This is a genomic window from Mesorhizobium sp. M0239 (assembly GCF_040321815.1).
In the GTDB taxonomy this organism is placed as follows: Bacteria; Pseudomonadota; Alphaproteobacteria; order Rhizobiales; family Rhizobiaceae; genus Mesorhizobium.
Genome location: NZ_JAMYSG010000032.1, coordinates 1 through 17,666, shown reverse-complemented (window position 1 = coordinate 17,666; position 17,666 = coordinate 1). Strand labels below are relative to the sequence as shown.

General features: G+C 62.8%; 14 protein-coding genes. 9 read left to right on the top strand and 5 right to left on the bottom strand.

What is annotated here, in order from left to right; all coding sequences use genetic code 11:
• Positions 1 to 6: 6 nt before the first annotated feature.
• The gene (locus NKI99_RS27385; protein ID WP_023810556.1) at positions 7 to 294 is read right to left on the bottom strand and encodes a succinate dehydrogenase assembly factor 2; all 288 of its coding nucleotides are present in this window, start codon (positions 292 to 294) and stop codon (positions 7 to 9) included.
• 308 nt (positions 295 to 602) lie between these two features.
• Here NKI99_RS27385 and recG point away from each other — a divergent pair, with 308 nt between their 5' ends.
• Complete coding sequence (gene recG, locus NKI99_RS27380) at positions 603 to 2,711, top strand: ATP-dependent DNA helicase RecG (protein ID WP_352612794.1); 2,109 nt, start codon at positions 603 to 605, stop codon at positions 2,709 to 2,711.
• Here recG and NKI99_RS27375 read toward each other — a convergent pair.
• From NKI99_RS27375 to NKI99_RS27360, 4 genes are all read right to left on the bottom strand, one after another.
• Entirely contained in the window at positions 2,663 to 3,418 is a 756-nt protein-coding gene (locus NKI99_RS27375) for a DUF502 domain-containing protein (protein WP_027036784.1), read from the bottom strand. The two genes, recG and NKI99_RS27375, sit on opposite strands and share 49 nt — an antisense overlap.
• A 568-nt stretch (positions 3,419 to 3,986) precedes the next feature.
• Complete coding sequence (gene glmS / locus NKI99_RS27370) at positions 3,987 to 5,810, bottom strand: glutamine--fructose-6-phosphate transaminase (isomerizing) (protein ID WP_352612793.1); 1,824 nt, start codon at positions 5,808 to 5,810, stop codon at positions 3,987 to 3,989.
• A 177-nt stretch (positions 5,811 to 5,987) separates the two neighbouring features.
• On the bottom strand, positions 5,988 to 7,346 hold the full coding sequence (glmU, locus tag NKI99_RS27365; RefSeq protein ID WP_352612791.1) for a bifunctional UDP-N-acetylglucosamine diphosphorylase/glucosamine-1-phosphate N-acetyltransferase GlmU: 1,359 nt from the start codon (positions 7,344 to 7,346) through the stop codon (positions 5,988 to 5,990).
• 164 nt (positions 7,347 to 7,510) lie between these two features.
• Positions 7,511 to 8,257 (bottom strand): cytochrome c biogenesis CcdA family protein, encoded by a 747-nt coding sequence (locus NKI99_RS27360; protein WP_352612789.1) that lies wholly within the window; start codon positions 8,255 to 8,257, stop codon positions 7,511 to 7,513.
• A 186-nt stretch (positions 8,258 to 8,443) separates the two neighbouring features.
• Here NKI99_RS27360 and NKI99_RS27355 point away from each other — a divergent pair, with 186 nt between their 5' ends.
• From NKI99_RS27355 to rpmG, 8 genes are all read left to right on the top strand, one after another.
• Entirely contained in the window at positions 8,444 to 8,821 is a 378-nt protein-coding gene (locus tag NKI99_RS27355) for a COG4315 family predicted lipoprotein (protein WP_352612787.1), read from the top strand.
• A 354-nt stretch (positions 8,822 to 9,175) separates the two neighbouring features.
• Positions 9,176 to 11,794 (top strand): type I DNA topoisomerase, encoded by a 2,619-nt coding sequence (gene topA / locus NKI99_RS27350; protein WP_352612785.1) that lies wholly within the window; start codon positions 9,176 to 9,178, stop codon positions 11,792 to 11,794.
• Between the two features lie 6 nt (positions 11,795 to 11,800).
• Positions 11,801 to 14,119 (top strand): ribonuclease R, encoded by a 2,319-nt coding sequence (gene rnr, locus NKI99_RS27345; RefSeq protein WP_352612783.1) that lies wholly within the window; start codon positions 11,801 to 11,803, stop codon positions 14,117 to 14,119.
• 11 nt (positions 14,120 to 14,130) lie between these two features.
• Positions 14,131 to 14,565: a DUF983 domain-containing protein gene (locus NKI99_RS27340; RefSeq protein ID WP_206638025.1), complete on the top strand. Its 435-nt coding sequence runs from the start codon at positions 14,131 to 14,133 to the stop codon at positions 14,563 to 14,565.
• An 86-nt stretch (positions 14,566 to 14,651) separates the two neighbouring features.
• The gene (locus tag NKI99_RS27335) at positions 14,652 to 15,392 is read left to right on the top strand and encodes an NUDIX hydrolase (protein ID WP_352552944.1); all 741 of its coding nucleotides are present in this window, start codon (positions 14,652 to 14,654) and stop codon (positions 15,390 to 15,392) included.
• A 78-nt stretch (positions 15,393 to 15,470) separates the two neighbouring features.
• Complete coding sequence (locus NKI99_RS27330) at positions 15,471 to 16,649, top strand: MFS transporter (protein ID WP_023810543.1); 1,179 nt, start codon at positions 15,471 to 15,473, stop codon at positions 16,647 to 16,649.
• Positions 16,650 to 16,760: 111 nt separating this feature from the next.
• Positions 16,761 to 17,219 (top strand): YqfO family protein, encoded by a 459-nt coding sequence (locus NKI99_RS27325; protein WP_352552940.1) that lies wholly within the window; start codon positions 16,761 to 16,763, stop codon positions 17,217 to 17,219.
• Between the two features lie 153 nt (positions 17,220 to 17,372).
• Positions 17,373 to 17,540 carry a 50S ribosomal protein L33 gene (gene rpmG, locus NKI99_RS27320; RefSeq protein ID WP_006201775.1) on the top strand — a complete coding sequence of 56 codons (168 nt, stop codon included), beginning with the start codon at positions 17,373 to 17,375 and terminating at the stop codon, positions 17,538 to 17,540.
• The last annotated feature ends 126 nt before the right edge of the window (positions 17,541 to 17,666 follow it).

Here is a 17,666-nt window from a genome sequence, read left to right as displayed (position 1 = left end):
CGTTGTTCAAAATGTCATGGACTGGCGGAAAGCCAGGATCTTTTGCAGGACGGCACAATCGATATCGGCCGGAACCGGGCGTTCGCCGGTGACCATGGGCAGGAATTCGGTATCGGGAATGTCGAGGAGCCTCTCATATTGGTCGATTTCGTCGCCGGTCAAGGCGCCGATCTCAGCGTCGGCGAAGGTGCCGAGGATAAGGTCCATCTCGCGCATGCCGCGATGCCAGGAGCGAAACAGAAGCTTGCGGCGGCGGACGTCGAGCCCCTCGCTTGATCTCGTCGTTCCGGTCATCGTGCCGCATCCTTGCTTGCTGCGGGCGCATATAGCGTGGATAGAAGGGGCTGTCAGCCTTGCAACGGCCCGGTTGGCGTCTAACATCTCGGTGTGACGAACATTCCTGACAGTATCGGCGCTAGCACCCCCCTCTGTCCTGCCGGACATCTCCCCCTCAAGGAGGGAGATCGTATGGCACGACTGCTTTCGCCAATTTCCAACTGCGCAAGGCGGGCGAGGTCAGAACTGCTAATCGCCCCCCTTGAGGGGGAGATGGCCGGCAGGCCAGAGGGGGGTGAGCGCAGACACCGCATGGTTTCTCTCAGATGAGACCTTCCATCCTCGATCCCTTGTTTGTCCCGATCACCTCGCTTGCCGGCGTCGGACCGAAAGTCGGCGCGCTGATCGAGAAGGTTGTCCCGGCCGATCTGGGTGACCGCCCCGCCCGCGCGGGCGACCTTCTGTTCGTGCTGCCGCACACCGTCATCGACCGGCGCAGCCGGCCGGGCATCGCAGGATCCGCGGAGGGCCAGATCGTGACGCTGGAGGTGCGCATCGACCGCCACCAGCCGCCGCCGCGCGGCAACAGGTCGGTGCCTTACCGGGTCTTCGCCCATGACGACACCGGCGAGATCGCGCTGACCTTCTTCCATGCTCACGCTTCCTATCTCGAAAAGGCGATGCCCGAGGGCGAGCATGTCGTGGTCTCCGGCCGCATGGAATGGTTCAACGGCCGCCCGAGCATGGTCCACCCCGACCACATCGCGCTCGCCAGCGAGGCGGAAAACCTGCCGCTGGTCGAACCGGTCTATCCCCTGACAGCCGGGCTCTCGGGCAAGGTGCTGCGCCGGGCGATCGGCCAGGCGCTGGCGCGTGTGCCCGAATTTCCCGAATGGCAGGACGGCGCTTTCATGCGCCGCCACACGTCTCCCTCCTTTGCCGGCGCGCTTGCCCGCATCCACAATCCGGCCGACCCGATCGATGTCTCCGTCGATGGCGCTGCCTGGCGGCGCCTCGCCTATGATGAGCTGCTGGCGGGCCAGGTCTCGCTGGCGCTGGTGCGGGCAAAAGTCCGCCGCCTGTCCGGCCGCCCTCTGGTCGGCGACGGCCGCATCGTCGAAAAACTGCGAGCCGCACTGCCCTATTCGCTGACACCGAGCCAGGAGTTCGCGCTGGCCGAAATCAATGCCGACCTCGCCGATCCCGAGCGCATGCTGCGGCTTCTGCAGGGCGATGTCGGCTCCGGCAAGACGGTCGTCGCGCTGTTGGCCATGGCGCGGGCTGTCGAGGCTGGCGGCCAGGCGGCCTTGATGGCACCGACCGAAATCCTGGCGCGCCAGCATCTGGCGACCATCACGCCGCTTGCCGCCAAGGTCGGGCTGCGCATCGCCATCCTCACGGGCCGCGAGAAGGGCCGCGAACGCGCTGATACGCTGGCCGGCCTGGCAAGCGGCGAGATCGACATCGTCGTCGGCACCCATGCGCTGTTCCAGGAGACGGTCATGTTCCACGACCTGGTCTTTGCCGTGATCGACGAGCAGCACCGTTTCGGCGTCCATCAACGGCTCGCCATCACCGCCAAGGGCGATGCGCCCGACATGCTGGTGATGACGGCCACTCCCATCCCGCGCACGCTGGTGCTGACCGCTTTCGGCGACATGGACGTGTCGAAACTGACGGAAAAACCGGCCGGCCGCCAGCCGATCCGTACCGTTACTCTGCCGCTGGAGCGGCTCGATGAACTGATCGGCCGCATGGTCGAGGCGGTGGCCGGCGGCCAGAAGATCTACTGGATCTGTCCGCTGGTCGAGGAATCCGAAGAAATCAAGCTGATGTCGGCCGAGGACCGCTTCGCCTCGCTGAAACCATTGTTCGGCGACCGTATCGGGCTCGTTCACGGCCGCATGAAAGGTGCCGACAAGGACGAGGCGATGCGCGCCTTCAAGCAGGGCGACACACGCATCCTGATCGCCACCACGGTCATCGAGGTCGGCGTCGACGTACCGGACGCCACCGTCATGGTCATCGAGCATGCCGAGCGCTTCGGCCTCGCCCAATTGCATCAGTTGCGCGGCCGGGTCGGGCGTGGCGACAAGCCCTCCTCCTGCGTGCTGCTCTATAAGGACCCGCTCGGCGAGACCGCAAAACGCCGATTGTCGGTGATGCGCGAGACCGAGGACGGGTTCCTGATCGCCGAAGAAGATCTGAAGCTGCGCGGCGAAGGCGAATTGCTGGGCACCCGCCAGTCCGGCACGCCGGGTTTCCAGGTGGCGCGCATCGAGGCGCATGCCGACCTTCTGGAGGCCGCCCGCGACGATGCCAGGCTGATCCTGTCGCGCGACCCGGAGCTGCAATCGCAGCGTGGCGAGGCGTTGCGCCTGCTGCTTTATTTGTTCGGCCGCGACGAGGCCGTGCGGCTCCTGCGCGCCGGCTGAGCCAGGGCGGCAACCGATGGGTTGGCGAGCATTCCCTCGATTGGCTCGCCATTCACGACAACCATTTGTTTGACCTCGGGCGCCACCAGTCCGGCCGACACGATCAGCTTGGCGCCGTCCTCGATCGTCATGTCGAGCAGCACGATGTCCGACTTCGGCACATACATCAGGAATCCGGTGGTCGGGTTCGGCGTGCACGGCATGAACACGGCAATCAGTGGATCGCCTTCCTGGTCGAGCTTCTGGTTGATCTCGGTTTCCTTCTCGCTGGCGACGAACACCAGCGACCACACACCCTTGCGCGGATATTCGACCAGCCCGACCTGGCGGAACATGTCACCCTTGTTCGACAGCACGGTCTCGAAAATCTGTTTCAGCGAGCCATAGATGCCGCGCACCAGCGGCATGCGGCCAAGCAGGCGCTCGCCGAAATTGACGATGGCGCGGCCGACGATGTTTGCCGTCAGGAAGCCGATCAGCGTGATCAGAATCAGCGCCACGATCAGCCCGAACCCCGGCACCGGAAACGACAAATAGGTGTCAGGGCTGTAGCGGGCCGGAATATAGGGTTTCACCCAGGAATCGACCCAGCCGATGAAAGACCATGCAATGTAGGCGGTGATCGCCAGCGGCGCGCAGACAATGAAGCCCGTGAGGAAATAGTTCCTCAGCCGGGTCACGCCGGAAGTCTTGGGAGCGTCGGACATGATTCACCGGGGGCCGCTATTGCGACGCGACATTAGTGAACCGCCGTCCAGTTTGGAACTGCGAAGTTTTTAAAGCTCCGATTATGCCACTACTTCCAACGAAGCAATCCAAACGGAAGCAGCATACGTTCGTGATTAGCCGAAACATCCTTCCCTTCGTCATCCACGGGCGGAGCAAGGAGCGAAGCGACGCGGCGCAGACCCGAGGATCCATTCCGTGACGTCGGCCGAAGAATGCAACCCATCAAGATGGTCGGCGGATCGTTCGGCCGCTATACTTCGTTCATGACGGGCTATGTCTATTTAACTGCGAGCCGGAAACGCGGCACCATCTATATTGGCGTCACAAACGATCCGATGCGATCCAGCGCGAGAAGTCGCTGAAACGTTGGCCCCGTCAATGTAAGATCGAACTGATCGGAAAGGCCAATCCGAGCTTTTCCGCGGGACTGGGTGGTAGCGCCAAGTTCTGCACCGCTTTGATCCGCCATACCGTCCCGGAATGGATCCTCGGGTCTGCGCAGGAGCTTCGCTCCCGCTCCGCCCGTGGATGACGAAAGGATGAGGCCTACTCCACCGTCACCGATTTCGCCAGATTGCGCGGCTGGTCGACGTCCGTGCCCATGAACACGGCGGTGAAATAGGCGAGCATCTGGATCGGCAGCGCGTAGATGATCGGCGAGATGATTTCCGGCACGTCCGGCAGCACGATCGTCTCCATCGTCTTCACGCTCGTCAGCTCCGCGCCCTTGCTGTCGGTGATCAGGATGATCTTGCCGCCGCGCGCCGCCACTTCCTGCATGTTCGACACGGTTTTTTCGAAAATGCGGTCGTGCGGCGCGATGACGATGACCGGCATGTTCTCGTCGATCAGCGCGATCGGCCCATGCTTCAGCTCGCCCGCGGCATAGCCCTCGGCGTGGATATAGGAGATTTCCTTGAGTTTTAACGCGCCTTCCATGGCCAGCGGGAAATTGGTGTCGCGGCCGAGATAGAGCACGTTCTTATAGTGAGCGAGGTCGCGCGCGGTCTTTTCGATCTGATGGTCGAGCTTCAGCACCTGATTGGCATAGCGCGGTGCTTCCGAAAGCTCGCGCACAAAGGTCTTTTCCTGCTCCTTCGAGATTGTCCCGCGCGCCACGCCGGCACGCACGGCAAGCGATGCCAGCACGGACAGCTGGCAGGTGAATGCCTTGGTCGAGGCAACGCCGATCTCCGGTCCCGCCAGCGTCGGCAGCACGACGTCGGATTCGCGCGCCATCGTCGATTCCCGCACATTGACGACGGCGCCGATCTTCATCCCCGCCTTGCGGCAGTAGCGCAGCGAGGCCAGCGTGTCGGCGGTCTCGCCCGATTGCGAGATGAAGAAGGCGGCATCGTTCTTCGACAGCGGCATTTCGCGGTAACGGAATTCCGAAGCGACATCGATATCGACCGGTAGTCGCGCGTAGCGCTCGAACCAGTATTTGCCAATCAGGCCGGCGAGATAGGCGGTGCCGCAGGCCGAAATCGCCAGCCGGTCGATTTTGGCGAAATCGAAAGGCAGGTCGAGCGGCTTGGAGACGCCGCCGACAAAATCCAGATAATTCGCCAGCGTGTGCGAGATCACTTCCGGCTGTTCATGGATTTCCTTCTCCATGAAGTGGCGTCTATTGCCCTTGTCGACCATGAAACTGGTCGAGAGCGACTGCTGGCGCTTGCGGTCGACCTTTGTGCCGTCGATGTCGAAGATGGTGACGCCGTCGCGGCGCACCACCGCCCAGTCGCCATCTTCGAGATAGGTGATCGAATTGGTGAACGGGGCGAGCGCGATGGCGTCCGAACCCAGAAACATCTCGCCATCGCCATGGCCGACAGCCAGCGGCGGACCGTTGCGGGCGCCGACGATCAGGTCTTCATCGCCTTTGAACATGATCGCCAGCGCGAAGGCCCCTTCCAGCCGCTTCAGCGCCTGGTGCGCGGCTTCGACCGGCTTCAGTCCTCTGGCGAGTTCGCGCGCCACCAGATGCGCCACGACCTCGGTGTCGGTCTGCGACGAAAAAGAATAGCCGTCGCGGATCAGTTCTTCGCGCAATTCGGCGAAATTCTCGATGATGCCGTTGTGGACGATGGCGACGCCATTGGAAAAATGCGGGTGCGCATTGGTCTCGTTGGGCACGCCATGCGTCGCCCAGCGTGTGTGACCAATGCCGATCGTGCCGTCGAGCGGCTCGTCCTTGAGCCGGCGCTCGAGGTTGATCAGCTTGCCCTCGGCGCGGCGGCGAGCAAGCTGGCCGTGCTCGATGGTGGCGACGCCGGCCGAGTCATAGCCGCGATATTCCAACCGCTTCAGCGCATCGACAATGAGCGGCGCAACCTGCGAGTGGCCGACGATTCCAACGATACCGCACATGCAGACAGCCCCCGATTCCCCGTGGAAAACCAGCGCTATTTAGGGATGGCCGGCCTGCCGCGAAAGTCACATTGCATTTCGTCCCGTGTAACGGAACGCTCATTCTTGTCGATGCACCATGACAGACCGCTCTTGCAATCCGGTTACTGCAATCGTTTGGTTTTTTGCGAGTCTGCTTTACTTCTTCTTCGCAGCCGCCGCCGAAGCAAAGCGTTCGCGCAATTCCTTGCCCTTGCCCGGGATCGTCTTCTGGCGGGCGCGGCCGAAGGCCAGCGCGTCGTCGGGCACGCTTTCGGTGATCACGCTGCCCGAGGCGATGTAGCCGCCCTTGCCGATGGTGACAGGCGCCACCAGCGACGAATTCGAACCGATGAAGGCGCCCTCGCCGATATCGGTGAAGAATTTCGAATAGCCGTCATAATTGCAGGTGATGGTGCCGGCGCCGATGTTGGCGCCCGCGCCCACCCGGGCGTCACCGATATAGGTCAAATGGTTGACCTTGGCGCCCTCTTCGATAACCGCCTGCTTGACCTCGCAAAAATTGCCAACCTTGGCCTTTTGCCGGAGATCCGCACCCGGCCGCAGCCGCGCATACGGCCCGACATCGCAATTGGATGCAATGGTGGCGCCTTCGATGTGGCTGAAGGCATGGATCTTGGCGCCCGTGGCAATCTTCACACCCGGACCGAACCAGACATTGGGCTCGACGATCGTGTCAGTGCCGATCTCGGTGTCGTGCGAGAAATACACGGTCTCCGGCGCGATCAGCGTCACGCCCGACAGCATCGCGTCGTGCCGCCGGCGCGCCTGCCATATGCCCTCGGCTTGCGCCAGTTCGGCGCGGTTGTTGATGCCGAGCGCGCTCTCGAAGCTGGCTTCGGTGGCGACCACGTCAAGGCCTCGCGCACTGGCGATCTCGACAATGTCGGTGAGGTAGTACTCGCCCTTGGCATTCTTGTTGCCAACCGCGTCGAGCAGCTTCAGCGCATGGGCGCCGGCTACCGCCATCATCCCGGCATTGCAGAAGCCGATTTTTTTCTCCTCCTCGGAGCAATCCTTTTCCTCGCGGATGGCGACCAGCTTGCCGTCCTTTTCGATCAGCCGGCCATAGCCGGTCGGGCTGGGCGGACGGAAACCGATCACGACGACGGCCGCACCTTCCGCCAGTTTCAGCCGCGCCACCGTCAGCGCATCGGCGTCGATCAGCGGCGTGTCGCCAAACATTACCAGAATATCGTCATAACCCTTTGATATCGCTTCGCGCACGGCCAGCACGGCATGCGCGGTGCCGAGGCGCTTGTCCTGCACGAAGGTCTCGGCCTTCGGAGCGAATTTCGCCGCCGCCTTGCGCATCTCTTCCGCGCCATGGCCAATCACCAACGCTTGGCTGCCGGCGCCGGCAGCTTCGGCCGCCCTCACCACATGGGCGACCATCGGCAGCCCGGCGATCTGGTGCAGCACCTTCGGCAGCGCACTCTTCATGCGCGTGCCTTCGCCAGCGGCGAGGATGACGGAAAGGCAGGATCTCTGGCTCATGGATGGACAACCATATGAAAAGGGTTGGGAATCAAGACAGGATAGCAGTGCCGCCATGGTGCACCAATGCGGTTAAATTCCGGTGAGATGGTAGAGCAACTGACTTTTTGATCAGTAGGTGAAAGAGCCATTCAAACGCGAAAACATGTCGGTCGGACGAAAAATCACCCCAACCGCCCCAGCACTGGGAAATTCTCCAGCAGCCAGTAGGACACGGTCTGCACGCCGCCGGTGAGGAAAAACACGCCGGCGACGACCAGCAGCGCGCCGATGGCCTTTTCGACGCGGCCGAGATGGACGCGGAATTTGCCGAGGAAGCGCATGAAGGCGCCTGAAAACAGCGCCGCGATCAGGAATGGGATGCCCAGTCCGAGCGAATAGGCGGCGAGCAGCAGCGCGCCCTCGCCCACCGTTTCGCGGCCACCTGCCAGCGTCAGGATCGGCCCCAGCACCGGGCCGATGCAGGGCGTCCAGCCGAAGGCGAAAGCCAGCCCCATGACATAGGCGGCGACAGCACTCGCCGGTTTTCCCTGCGACTGGAAGCGCGCCTCGCGCGACAGCAGCGGAATGCGCAGGATGCCGAGGAAATTCAGGCCCATCAGGATGATCAGCACACCGGCGCCCATTGCCAGCGGCTCCTGCCAGACGCGCAGCAGCCGGCCGATGGTCGAGGCGCCGGCGCCCAGCGCGACAAAGACGGTCGAGAAGCCGAGCACGAAGGCGATCGAGGAAAAGAGCAGCGCGCCGCGTGCGCCTTCCTTTGCAGCCGCCCCCGTATTGCCGCGGAAATCGTCGACCGAGACGCCGGCCATGTAGCAGAGATAGGGCGGCACCAGCGGCAGCACGCAAGGCGACAGGAACGAGATGGCTCCCGCCCCGATCGCGCTGACATAGCCGATGTCCAATGCCATTTCCAAGAACTCCAATGCCGTGACGCCGATATAGCGACGCGCAGCCTTGTCCACCAATCACCATTGTGTTGGCAAGATCATCCATTGCCCGACGCACTTGCCAGGAAGAAACCACAGCCCGCAGGCGTTGATGCTGTGAGGCCGCGATTTCCCGCGCGTCTCCAGATATCAGCCAGGGAGATTTCCATGAAAACCATAACCGCAGGACTGGCAGCGCTTCTGCTCAGCACCGCCGCATCCTTCGCCGCCGACGCGTGGAAGGAAGCCGAGGTCAATGGCACCAAGATCTACACCGACGCCAACGGCATGACGCTTTACACCTATGACAAGGACGAGAAGGGCAAGACCAACTGCTACGACAAATGCGCCACCAACTGGCCGCCGCTGAAGGCCGAAGCCGGCGCCAAGGCGGATGACGAATGGACCGTTGTCGACCGCACCGACGGCACCAAGATGTGGGCCTATGACGGCAAGCCGGTCTACACCTTCATAAAGGACAAGAAGCCCGGCGACGTGACCGGCGACGGCGTCGGCGAAGCCTGGCACATCGTCAAGGCCGACTAACCACGCCAATCCCGCTGCTGGCGGGACAAAGGGCTGGTCGCCGGGCATCTCCATGCACCCGGCGGCCGGCATCGAACAGCCCGTTATAATGTCGCCCGCCCCGGTCGGCATTTCAACGAGTCGGCGGAAAATGAATCGGGTCGTTTCCGCAGACTCGGGACGACTATCCCTCTTACCCAAAATTCTGTGATTTTCTCCATACACTCTAAGAGTGTATTGCTGGCGACCGCCGCGCAATTTGGGCGCTTCCCCTTGACCGGATGCAAAAGCGCGGCCATGTGAGCGACAAATACAACGAGATTTCGTCGCGCGCAGCGGAATTCTTCTGCCGCACCACAGCTGATATGAGACCTCATGGACGTCGTCGTCGTCGAATCGCCGGCCAAGGCGAAGACAATCAACAAATACCTCGGCAAGAACTACAAGGTTCTGGCCTCGTTCGGCCATGTCAGGGATTTGCCGGCCAAGGATGGCTCGGTGCGTCCGGATGAGGATTTCGCCATGTCCTGGGCGGTCGACACCGCCTCGGGCAAGCGGCTCGCCGACATCGCCAAGGCGGTCAAGGATGCCGATGGCCTGATCCTCGCCACCGACCCGGATCGCGAAGGCGAAGCCATTTCCTGGCACGTTCTTGAAGTGCTGAAGCAGAAGCGCGCGCTGAAGGACAAGCCGGTCAGCCGCGTCGTCTTCAACGCCATCACCAAATCGTCGGTGCTGGAGGCGATGGCCAATCCGCGCCAGATCGATGCGCCGCTGGTCGATGCCTATCTCGCCCGCCGGGCACTGGATTATCTCGTCGGCTTCACGCTGTCGCCGGTGCTGTGGCGCAAGCTGCCGGGCGCCCGCTCGGCCGGCCGCGTCCAGTCGGTTGCATTGCGTCTCGTCTGCGACCGCGAATCCGAAATCGAGCGCTTCATCCGCGAGGAATACTGGCAGATCGCCGCCCTGCTGGGTACGCCGCGCAACGAGAATTTCGAAGCGCGGCTGACCGCCTTCGATCGCAAGAAGCTGCAAAAGCTCGACATTTCCAACAAGGCGCAGGCCGACGACATCAAGTCGATGCTTGATGGCGCAACCTTCAAGGCGGTGTCGGTGGAAGCCAAGCCGACTAAGCGCAATCCCGGCCCGCCCTTCACCACTTCAACGCTGCAGCAGGCCGCCTCATCGGGTCTCGGCTTCTCGGCCAGCCGCACCATGCAGGTGGCGCAACGCCTCTATGAAGGCATGGAGATCGGCGGCGAGACCACCGGCCTCATCACCTATATGCGAACCGACGGCGTGCAGATGGCACCCGAGGCGATCGACGCCGCACGCGACGCCATTGCCAAGGAATTCGGCGCAAAATACCTGCCGGAAAAGCCGCGCCAGTATACCGCCAAGGCCAAGAACGCCCAGGAAGCGCACGAAGCGATCCGCCCGACGGATTTCATGCGCACCCCGGCATCCGTCAGACAATATCTCGATTCCGACCAGATGCGGCTCTATGAGCTGATCTGGAAGCGCGCCATCGCCAGCCAGATGCAGTCTGCCGAGATCGAGCGCACCACCGCCGAGATCGAAGCGGTCAACGGATCGCGCACCGCAGAGCTGCGTGCTATCGGTTCGGTCGTTCGGTTCGACGGTTTCATCGCCGCATACACCGACCAGAAGGACGACGATGCGGAAGACGAGGAAAATCGTCGCCTGCCCGAGATCCGCGCCGGCGAGCAGCTAGCGCGCCAGGCGATCAACGCCACCCAGCACACCACCGAGCCGCCGCCGCGCTATTCCGAAGCTTCACTGATCAAGAAGCTGGAAGAACTCGGCATCGGCCGGCCTTCTACCTATACGGCGATCCTGAAGACGCTAGAGGACCGTGACTACGTCACCATCGACAAGCGCCGGCTGGTGCCGCAGGCCAAGGGCCGCTTGCTGTCGGCCTTCCTCGAAAGCTTCTTCAAACGTTATGTCGAGTACGACTTCACGGCATCTCTGGAAGAGAAGCTCGACGAGATCTCGGACGGCAAGCTCGCCTGGAAAGACGTGCTACGCGATTTCTGGAAGGGTTTTTCCGGTGCCGTCGCAGACATCAAGGAACTGCGCGTCACCGACGTGCTCGACGCGCTCAATGAGGAACTGGCGCCGCTGGTGTTTCCCGCGCGGGAGGATGGCTCCAATCCGCGCATCTGTCCGAAATGCGGCACCGGCAATCTGTCGCTGAAGCTCGGCAAATTCGGCGCCTTTGTCGGCTGCTCGAACTATCCCGAATGCTCCTTCACCCGTCAGCTCGGCGACGCCGCCAATCCCAATGGCGAGAATGGCGGCGGCGAAGACGGCACCAAGGTCATCGGCAAGGATCCGTATACGTCTGAGGAAATCACGCTGCGCAGCGGCCGCTTCGGTCCCTATCTGCAGCGCGGCGACGGCAAGGAAGCCAAGCGCTCCAGCCTGCCCAAGGGCTGGACGGCCGAGTCGATAGACCATGAGAAGGCGTTGGCGCTGCTGTCGCTGCCGCGCGATGTCGGCCAGCATCCGGAAACCGCCAAGATGATCTCGGCAGGGCTCGGCCGCTACGGTCCGTTCGTGCTGCATGACGGCACCTATGCCAATCTCGAGAGCATCGAGGACGTGTTCTCGATCGGCCTCAACCGCGCCGTGTCGGTGATCGCCGAGAAGCAGTTGAAGGGCAAGGGTGGCCGCAATGGCGGCACTGCCGCTGCGCTCAAGGAACTTGGCGACCATCCCGATGGCGGCGGCAAGATCGTCGTGCGCGACGGCAAATACGGACCTTACGTGAATTTCGGCAAGGTCAACGCCACCCTGCCCAAGGGCAGGGATCCACAGTCGGTGACCATCGAGGACGCGCTGGCGCTGATTGCCGAGAAGGAAGCCAAGGGCGGCGGCAAGAAACCTTTCCGCAAGGCAGCAGCGGCCAAGGCCCCGGCAACCAAGAAAGTGGCAGCCAAGAAGCCGGCCGCGAAGAAAAAAGGATAGGGCAGCGTGGCGCGCAAGATCACCGGCAGAACCCACGGCGATCCGCGCACCGCCGACACCAGGGCCAAGGTCAAGGACGACTACCGACCGTCGCGTGACGAAATCCTGCGCTACATCGCCGAAAATCCCGATCGCGCCGGCAAACGCGACATCGCAAAGGCGTTCGCGCTGCGCGGCGACGACCGCATCTGGCTGAAGGACATTTTGCGCGACTTGCAGGACGAAGGCGTCCTTACCAAGGAGCGCAAGGGGTTGGCCCGCATCGGCGCCCTGCCCCATGTCACGGTCCTCGATATTTTCGACCGTGATGCCGATGGCGTGCTCTTGGCGCGTCCTACCGAACACACGGCCAATGGACCGCCGCCCATCGTTTCCATCCGCCTGTCGCGCAGTGGCAGTGGACCGGCGCCCGGCATTGGCGACCGCGTGCTGGCCAAGACCTTTCCGGCCGACGACACGAACGTCGCCCTGGGCGGCCCCGCCTACACCGGGCGGGTGGTGAAGATTTTCGAAAAACGTACCGATGCTGTGCTCGGTGTCTTTCGCATCTTGCAGGACGGCACTTTCCGCATCGAACCGGTGGAACGGCGCCAGCCCGAACTGATCGTCGACAAGGAATTCCAGAACGGCGCCAAGAACGGCGACCTGGTCGAGGTCGAGCCCGCGCGGGCTTCTCGCTATGGGCTGCCGAGAGCCAAGGTGCTCAACGTGCTGGGTTCGCTGACCAGCGAAAAGGCGGTCTCGATGATCGCCATCCACGCGCATGACATTCCGCATATCTTCCCGGCCGACGTCATCGCCGAATCCGAAGCCGTAAAACCGGCCACGCTTGACCATCGCGAGGACTGGCGCGACCTGCCGCTGGTCACCATCGATCCGGCCGACGCCAAGGACCACGACGACGCCGTCTTCGCCACGCCGGATCTCGACGAGAAGAACCCAGGCGGCGTGGTCGCCACTGTCGCAATCGCCGACGTCGCCGCCTATGTGCGCTACGGCACGGCACTCGACCGCGAAGCGCTGAAGCGCGGCAATTCGGTGTATTTCCCGGATCGCGTCGTGCCGATGCTGCCCGAGCGCATCTCCAACGATCTCTGCTCGCTGCGCGAGGGCCAGGACCGGCCGGCATTGGCAGTGCGCATGGTTTTTTCGGCCGAGGGCCGCAAGCTCAGGCACTCCTTCCATCGCGTCATGATGAAGTCGGCGGCAAAGCTCGCCTACCAGCAGGCTCAGGCGGCGATCGACGGCGCGCCGGACGACAAGACAGGCCCGATCCTCAAAACCGTGCTGAAGCCACTGTGGGACGCCTATGCGATCCTGAAGCGCGGCCGCGATGGCCGCCAGCCGCTCGAACTCGACCTGCCGGAGCGCAAGATCGTGCTAAAGCCGGACGGCACCGTCGATCGCGTCATCGTGCCGGACCGGCTCGATGCCCACAAGCTCATCGAAGAATTCATGATCCAGGCCAATGTCGCGGCGGCCGAAACGCTCGAGGCGAAGAAACAGGAACTGGTCTATCGCGTCCATGACGCGCCATCGCTGGCCAAACAGGAATCGCTGCGCGAGTTCCTGCAGACATTGGGCCTGTCACTTGCGCGCGGCGCGCAGATGCAGCCAAGCCAGTTCAACGGCATTTTGGAGCGCGTGCGCGGCGCCGACAATGAAGGCCTGGTCAACGAAGTGGTTCTGCGCTCGCAGAGCCAAGCCGAATACTCGCCAAAGAACATCGGCCATTTCGGTCTCAACCTCCGCCGCTACGCCCATTTCACCTCACCGATCCGCCGCTATGCCGATTTGATCGTGCATCGCGGACTTATTGCCGCACTCGGATTGGGTTCGGGCGGGCTGACGCAGGACGAAGCGGCACGGCTCGAAGATGTCGCCGTGCTGATTTCCGGCACGGAACGCCGCGCAATGGCGGCCGAGCGGGACACGGTCGACCGTCTGATCGCCAGCTATCTCGCCGAACGCGTCGACGACCGGTTCGATGCCCGCATCTCCGGCGTCACCAAGTCAGGACTATTTGTCCAATTGCCGCAGTACGGCGCGGATGGCTTCATCCCGGTGTCAACTCTGGGCGGCGATTACTATATATACGATGAAACCGCTCGCTCCCTGTTCGGAGAACGCTCGGGCAAAGGTTATCAGCTCGCGGACCGTGTCGAGGTCCGACTCATTGAGGTGGCGCCGATGGCCGGGGCGATGCGCTTCGAGATGTTGACCGACCCGAAGCCTCTGCCGGGCTCCAAGCGGTCGTTTCACAAGGCCAAGGGCCGCGCCCGCGCGTCGCAATCGCGACCGGGTTCGCGCGGCAGGAGACGATGATGACAACAGCCATGGAAGAACAGGTTTTCGGCGGAGAACATCACTCGGGCCGGACCACGCGCCCGCTGTGGACGGCGATGAAGCGCGGCCTGCTCGGCCGCTGCCCGCATTGCGGCGAAGGCAAGCTGTTTCGCGCTTTCACCAAGACCGTCGACACATGCAGTGTCTGCGGCGAGGAATTGCATCACCACCGGGCCGACGACCTGCCCGCCTATCTCGTCATAGTCATCGTCGGCCATATCGTGCTGGGCGCCTTCATGGGCGTTGAGGCGACGTCGACGCTGTCCACATGGCAGCACATCGCCATCTGGGTGCCGCTGACCATCCTTTTGTCGGTTGCGCTGCTGCAGCCGATCAAGGGTGCCGTCATCGGACTGCAATGGGCCTTCTATATGCACGGCTTCGGCGGCGAGCACGACGTGATCGAGCCGCATCCCGAAGCCTAGGCCGCAGCCAAGAATGCTGCCTGGTGCAACATACCGACCGTGAAAGGCCACTTTCGCTTGCCAGAAGTTTCCGCTAGGTCCTGCGCATGGACGGTATGACCAAGGCGGAAGTCGACAGGATCGAGCGGAGCATGATCGCTCATAGCGACCGGCCAATCCGCCCGCGCGACGCGGCAACCCTCATCCTGCTCGACCGCAAGGACGATGATGTGCTGGTTCTGATGGGTCGCCGTCATGCCGGCCACGCCTTCATGCCGGGCAAGTTCGTCTTTCCCGGCGGCCGCACCGATCCGGCCGACAGCCGCATACCGGTCGTCGCCGCCTTGCACCCGGAGCAGGAAGCCAGGCTGATCGCCGGGCCAGGCCGCACAAGCGCCGCACGAGCCCGCGCCATCGCCCTGTCGGCCATCCGCGAAACCTATGAGGAAGCCGGGCTGCTGATCGGCCGTAAGGGTGCTTTCGCAACCCTCAGGCCCGATTGGCAAGGCTTTGCCGAACACGGCGTGCAACCCTCTCTCGACATGCTGCGCTTCGTTGCGCGCGCCATCACGCCGCCCAACCGGGTGCGCCGCTTCGACACCCGCTTCTTCAGCGCCTGGCGTGACGACGTCGCCGTCGAACTGCCCGGTGGCGGTCCCACCAACGAGCTCGAAGAGCTGGTCTGGCTGCCGCTCGCCAAGGCCAGGGAAGCCGACATACCCGACATCACCCAAATGATCCTGGACGAGCTGCAAAAGCGCCTCGCCCATGACCCGCTGTTGCGTCCGGGCGGTCCCGTGCCCTTCTACCGGCTTGTCCGCAACCGCTTCACCCGCGAACTTCTCTAGAGCAATTCCAGGAAAAGTGTGACGCGGTTTTCCGCCCGGAATTGCGTAAGATCAAACAGACAGAGTATTCAGAATCCCATGACGGTCGATACCCAACCACAGGGCGACGAACGCGTACACTGGCTGCCGATGGTGGCGGCGATCTCGTCGATCAGCGTCGTCGGCATCGCCATCGGCCTTGGCATGCCGCTGCTCAGCGTCATCCTCGAAACGCGCGGCCATTCGGCTTCGATGATCGGCCTCAACACCGCCGTTGCCGGCCTCGCCTCGATCGCCGGTGCGCCGCTGGCGACCCCGCTCGCCATGCGGTTCGGCGTTGCCTGGACCATGATCGCCATGATCGCCGCCGGCGCTCTGGCCTTTGTCGGCTTCCATTTCGCACCCGATTTCTGGATGTGGTTTCCACTGCGCATCGTGCTGCACATTGCGCTGACGGTGCTGTTCATCCTGTCCGAATTCTGGATCAGCACCTCGGCGCCGCCGCACCGACGCGGCCTTGTCCTCGGCATTTACGCCACTGTCCTGTCGCTCGGCTTTGCCGCCGGACCGTGGCTGTTCGCCCATCTCGGCAGTTCCGGTTTCAGGCCGTTCGGCGTTATCATCGCGTTGGTGACGCTGGCGGCCATACCCGTGCTGGCAGCACGCAACGAGAGCCCGTCGATCGCCTCGGATGGCGAAACCAGCAATTTTCTGCGCTACATCTGGCTCGTGCCGTCGGCGACCGCTGCCGTGCTGGTGTTCGGCGCGGTAGAAACCGGCGGCTTTGCGCTGTTCCCGATCTACGGCAGCCGAATCGGCTACTCCGAAGCCGATGCAGCACTTCTCCTGACCATGATCGGCCTCGGCAATGTGTTGTTGCAGATCCCGATCGGCATGATCAGCGACCGCGTCAGCGATCGCCGCTACCTGCTGATTGCCTGCGCCACGGTCGGTCTTATCGGCACCGTCTTCATGCCCTTCTTCGCCCAGAATTGGCATCTGATGGCCGCGCTTCTGTTCGTCTGGGGCGGCGTCGTCGCTGCCATGTACACGATCGGCCTCGCCCATCTCGGCTCGCAGCTTTCCGGCCATGAACTGGCGTCGGCCAACGCCGCCTTCGTGCTGTGCTACGGCGTCGGCATGGTGCTCGGCCCGCAGGCGATCGGCATCGGCATGGATGCGTTCGGCCCGTCCGGCTTCGGCTGGTCGCTCGGCCTGTTCTTCGCCGCCTATATCGCTTTGGTCGCCGTCAGGTTGGTTCGCAAGATCCTGCTGTAGCGCGACTGTGGCCAGCCATGCATTTGGCACGGCACGGAGACAGGCTGCTGACAGAACCGTGTCAGGAGCACAGGGCTAAAAAGGCGTCCCAAAACACTCGAGGACCCTTCCATGATCGACAGCGGCTTTGAAACCACATCGCTACGAATGACACTGCTTCTGCTCGTAACGTTCCAGGCTCCGGCCGCCGACGTCGACCGCATCATGGATGCCGTGGTGGCGATAGCGCCGCTGGCCATGGGCAAGTATGACCGCAATGCCTATCAGTCGGCGCACGGCATCGAACGCTACAGGCCGCTTGACGGTGCGGCCGCCGGCGCCGAAACCGAATTGAGGCGGCGGCCCGGCACGGTCGAGGTTTCCTTCGAACTGCCGGACGATCAGGCGCTGGCCGCTCGTGTCGTCGAGGCGATTTTCCAAGCACATTCCTATCAGGAACCGGTGATCCGCATTCAACCGATTCTCGCCAGCCGTTCCAAGGGGCTGGACGACCGCGCCAATCCGAATCGCTGGTGGAACACGACCGGAGACTGGAAGAAGGTTACTGCACCGGCGACAGAAACCGCATGATTTCCGTTCACCAGCAGGCTCAGGCGGATCGCACGAGGCTTGCCGGGCTTGACTTTCCGGGCGCGTTCTTTATGTGTCGCGCCAAGTTTCCCGCGTCCGGGTGTTTCCCCGTGCTCCAGCGGCCAAAACCCCACGAACAAACGGACTGATATCATGGCCAAAGCCGCAAACATCAAGATCAAGCTTCTGTCGACCGCCGACACCGGTTTCTTCTACGTGACCAGCAAGAACAGCCGCACGAAGACCGACAAGCTGTCGTTCCGCAAGTACGACCCGGTCGCCAAGAAGCACGTCGAATTCAAGGAAACCAAGATCAAGTAATCTGGGTTTCCCGCTGCAATGCCGAAACGCCGCCCATTGGGCTAATGCAGTTCACTTAAGTTGGGCTGGATGAGGATCTGGTAAGACCTATCGAACAGGATGGAGATTCGTTTCCATCCTGTTCGT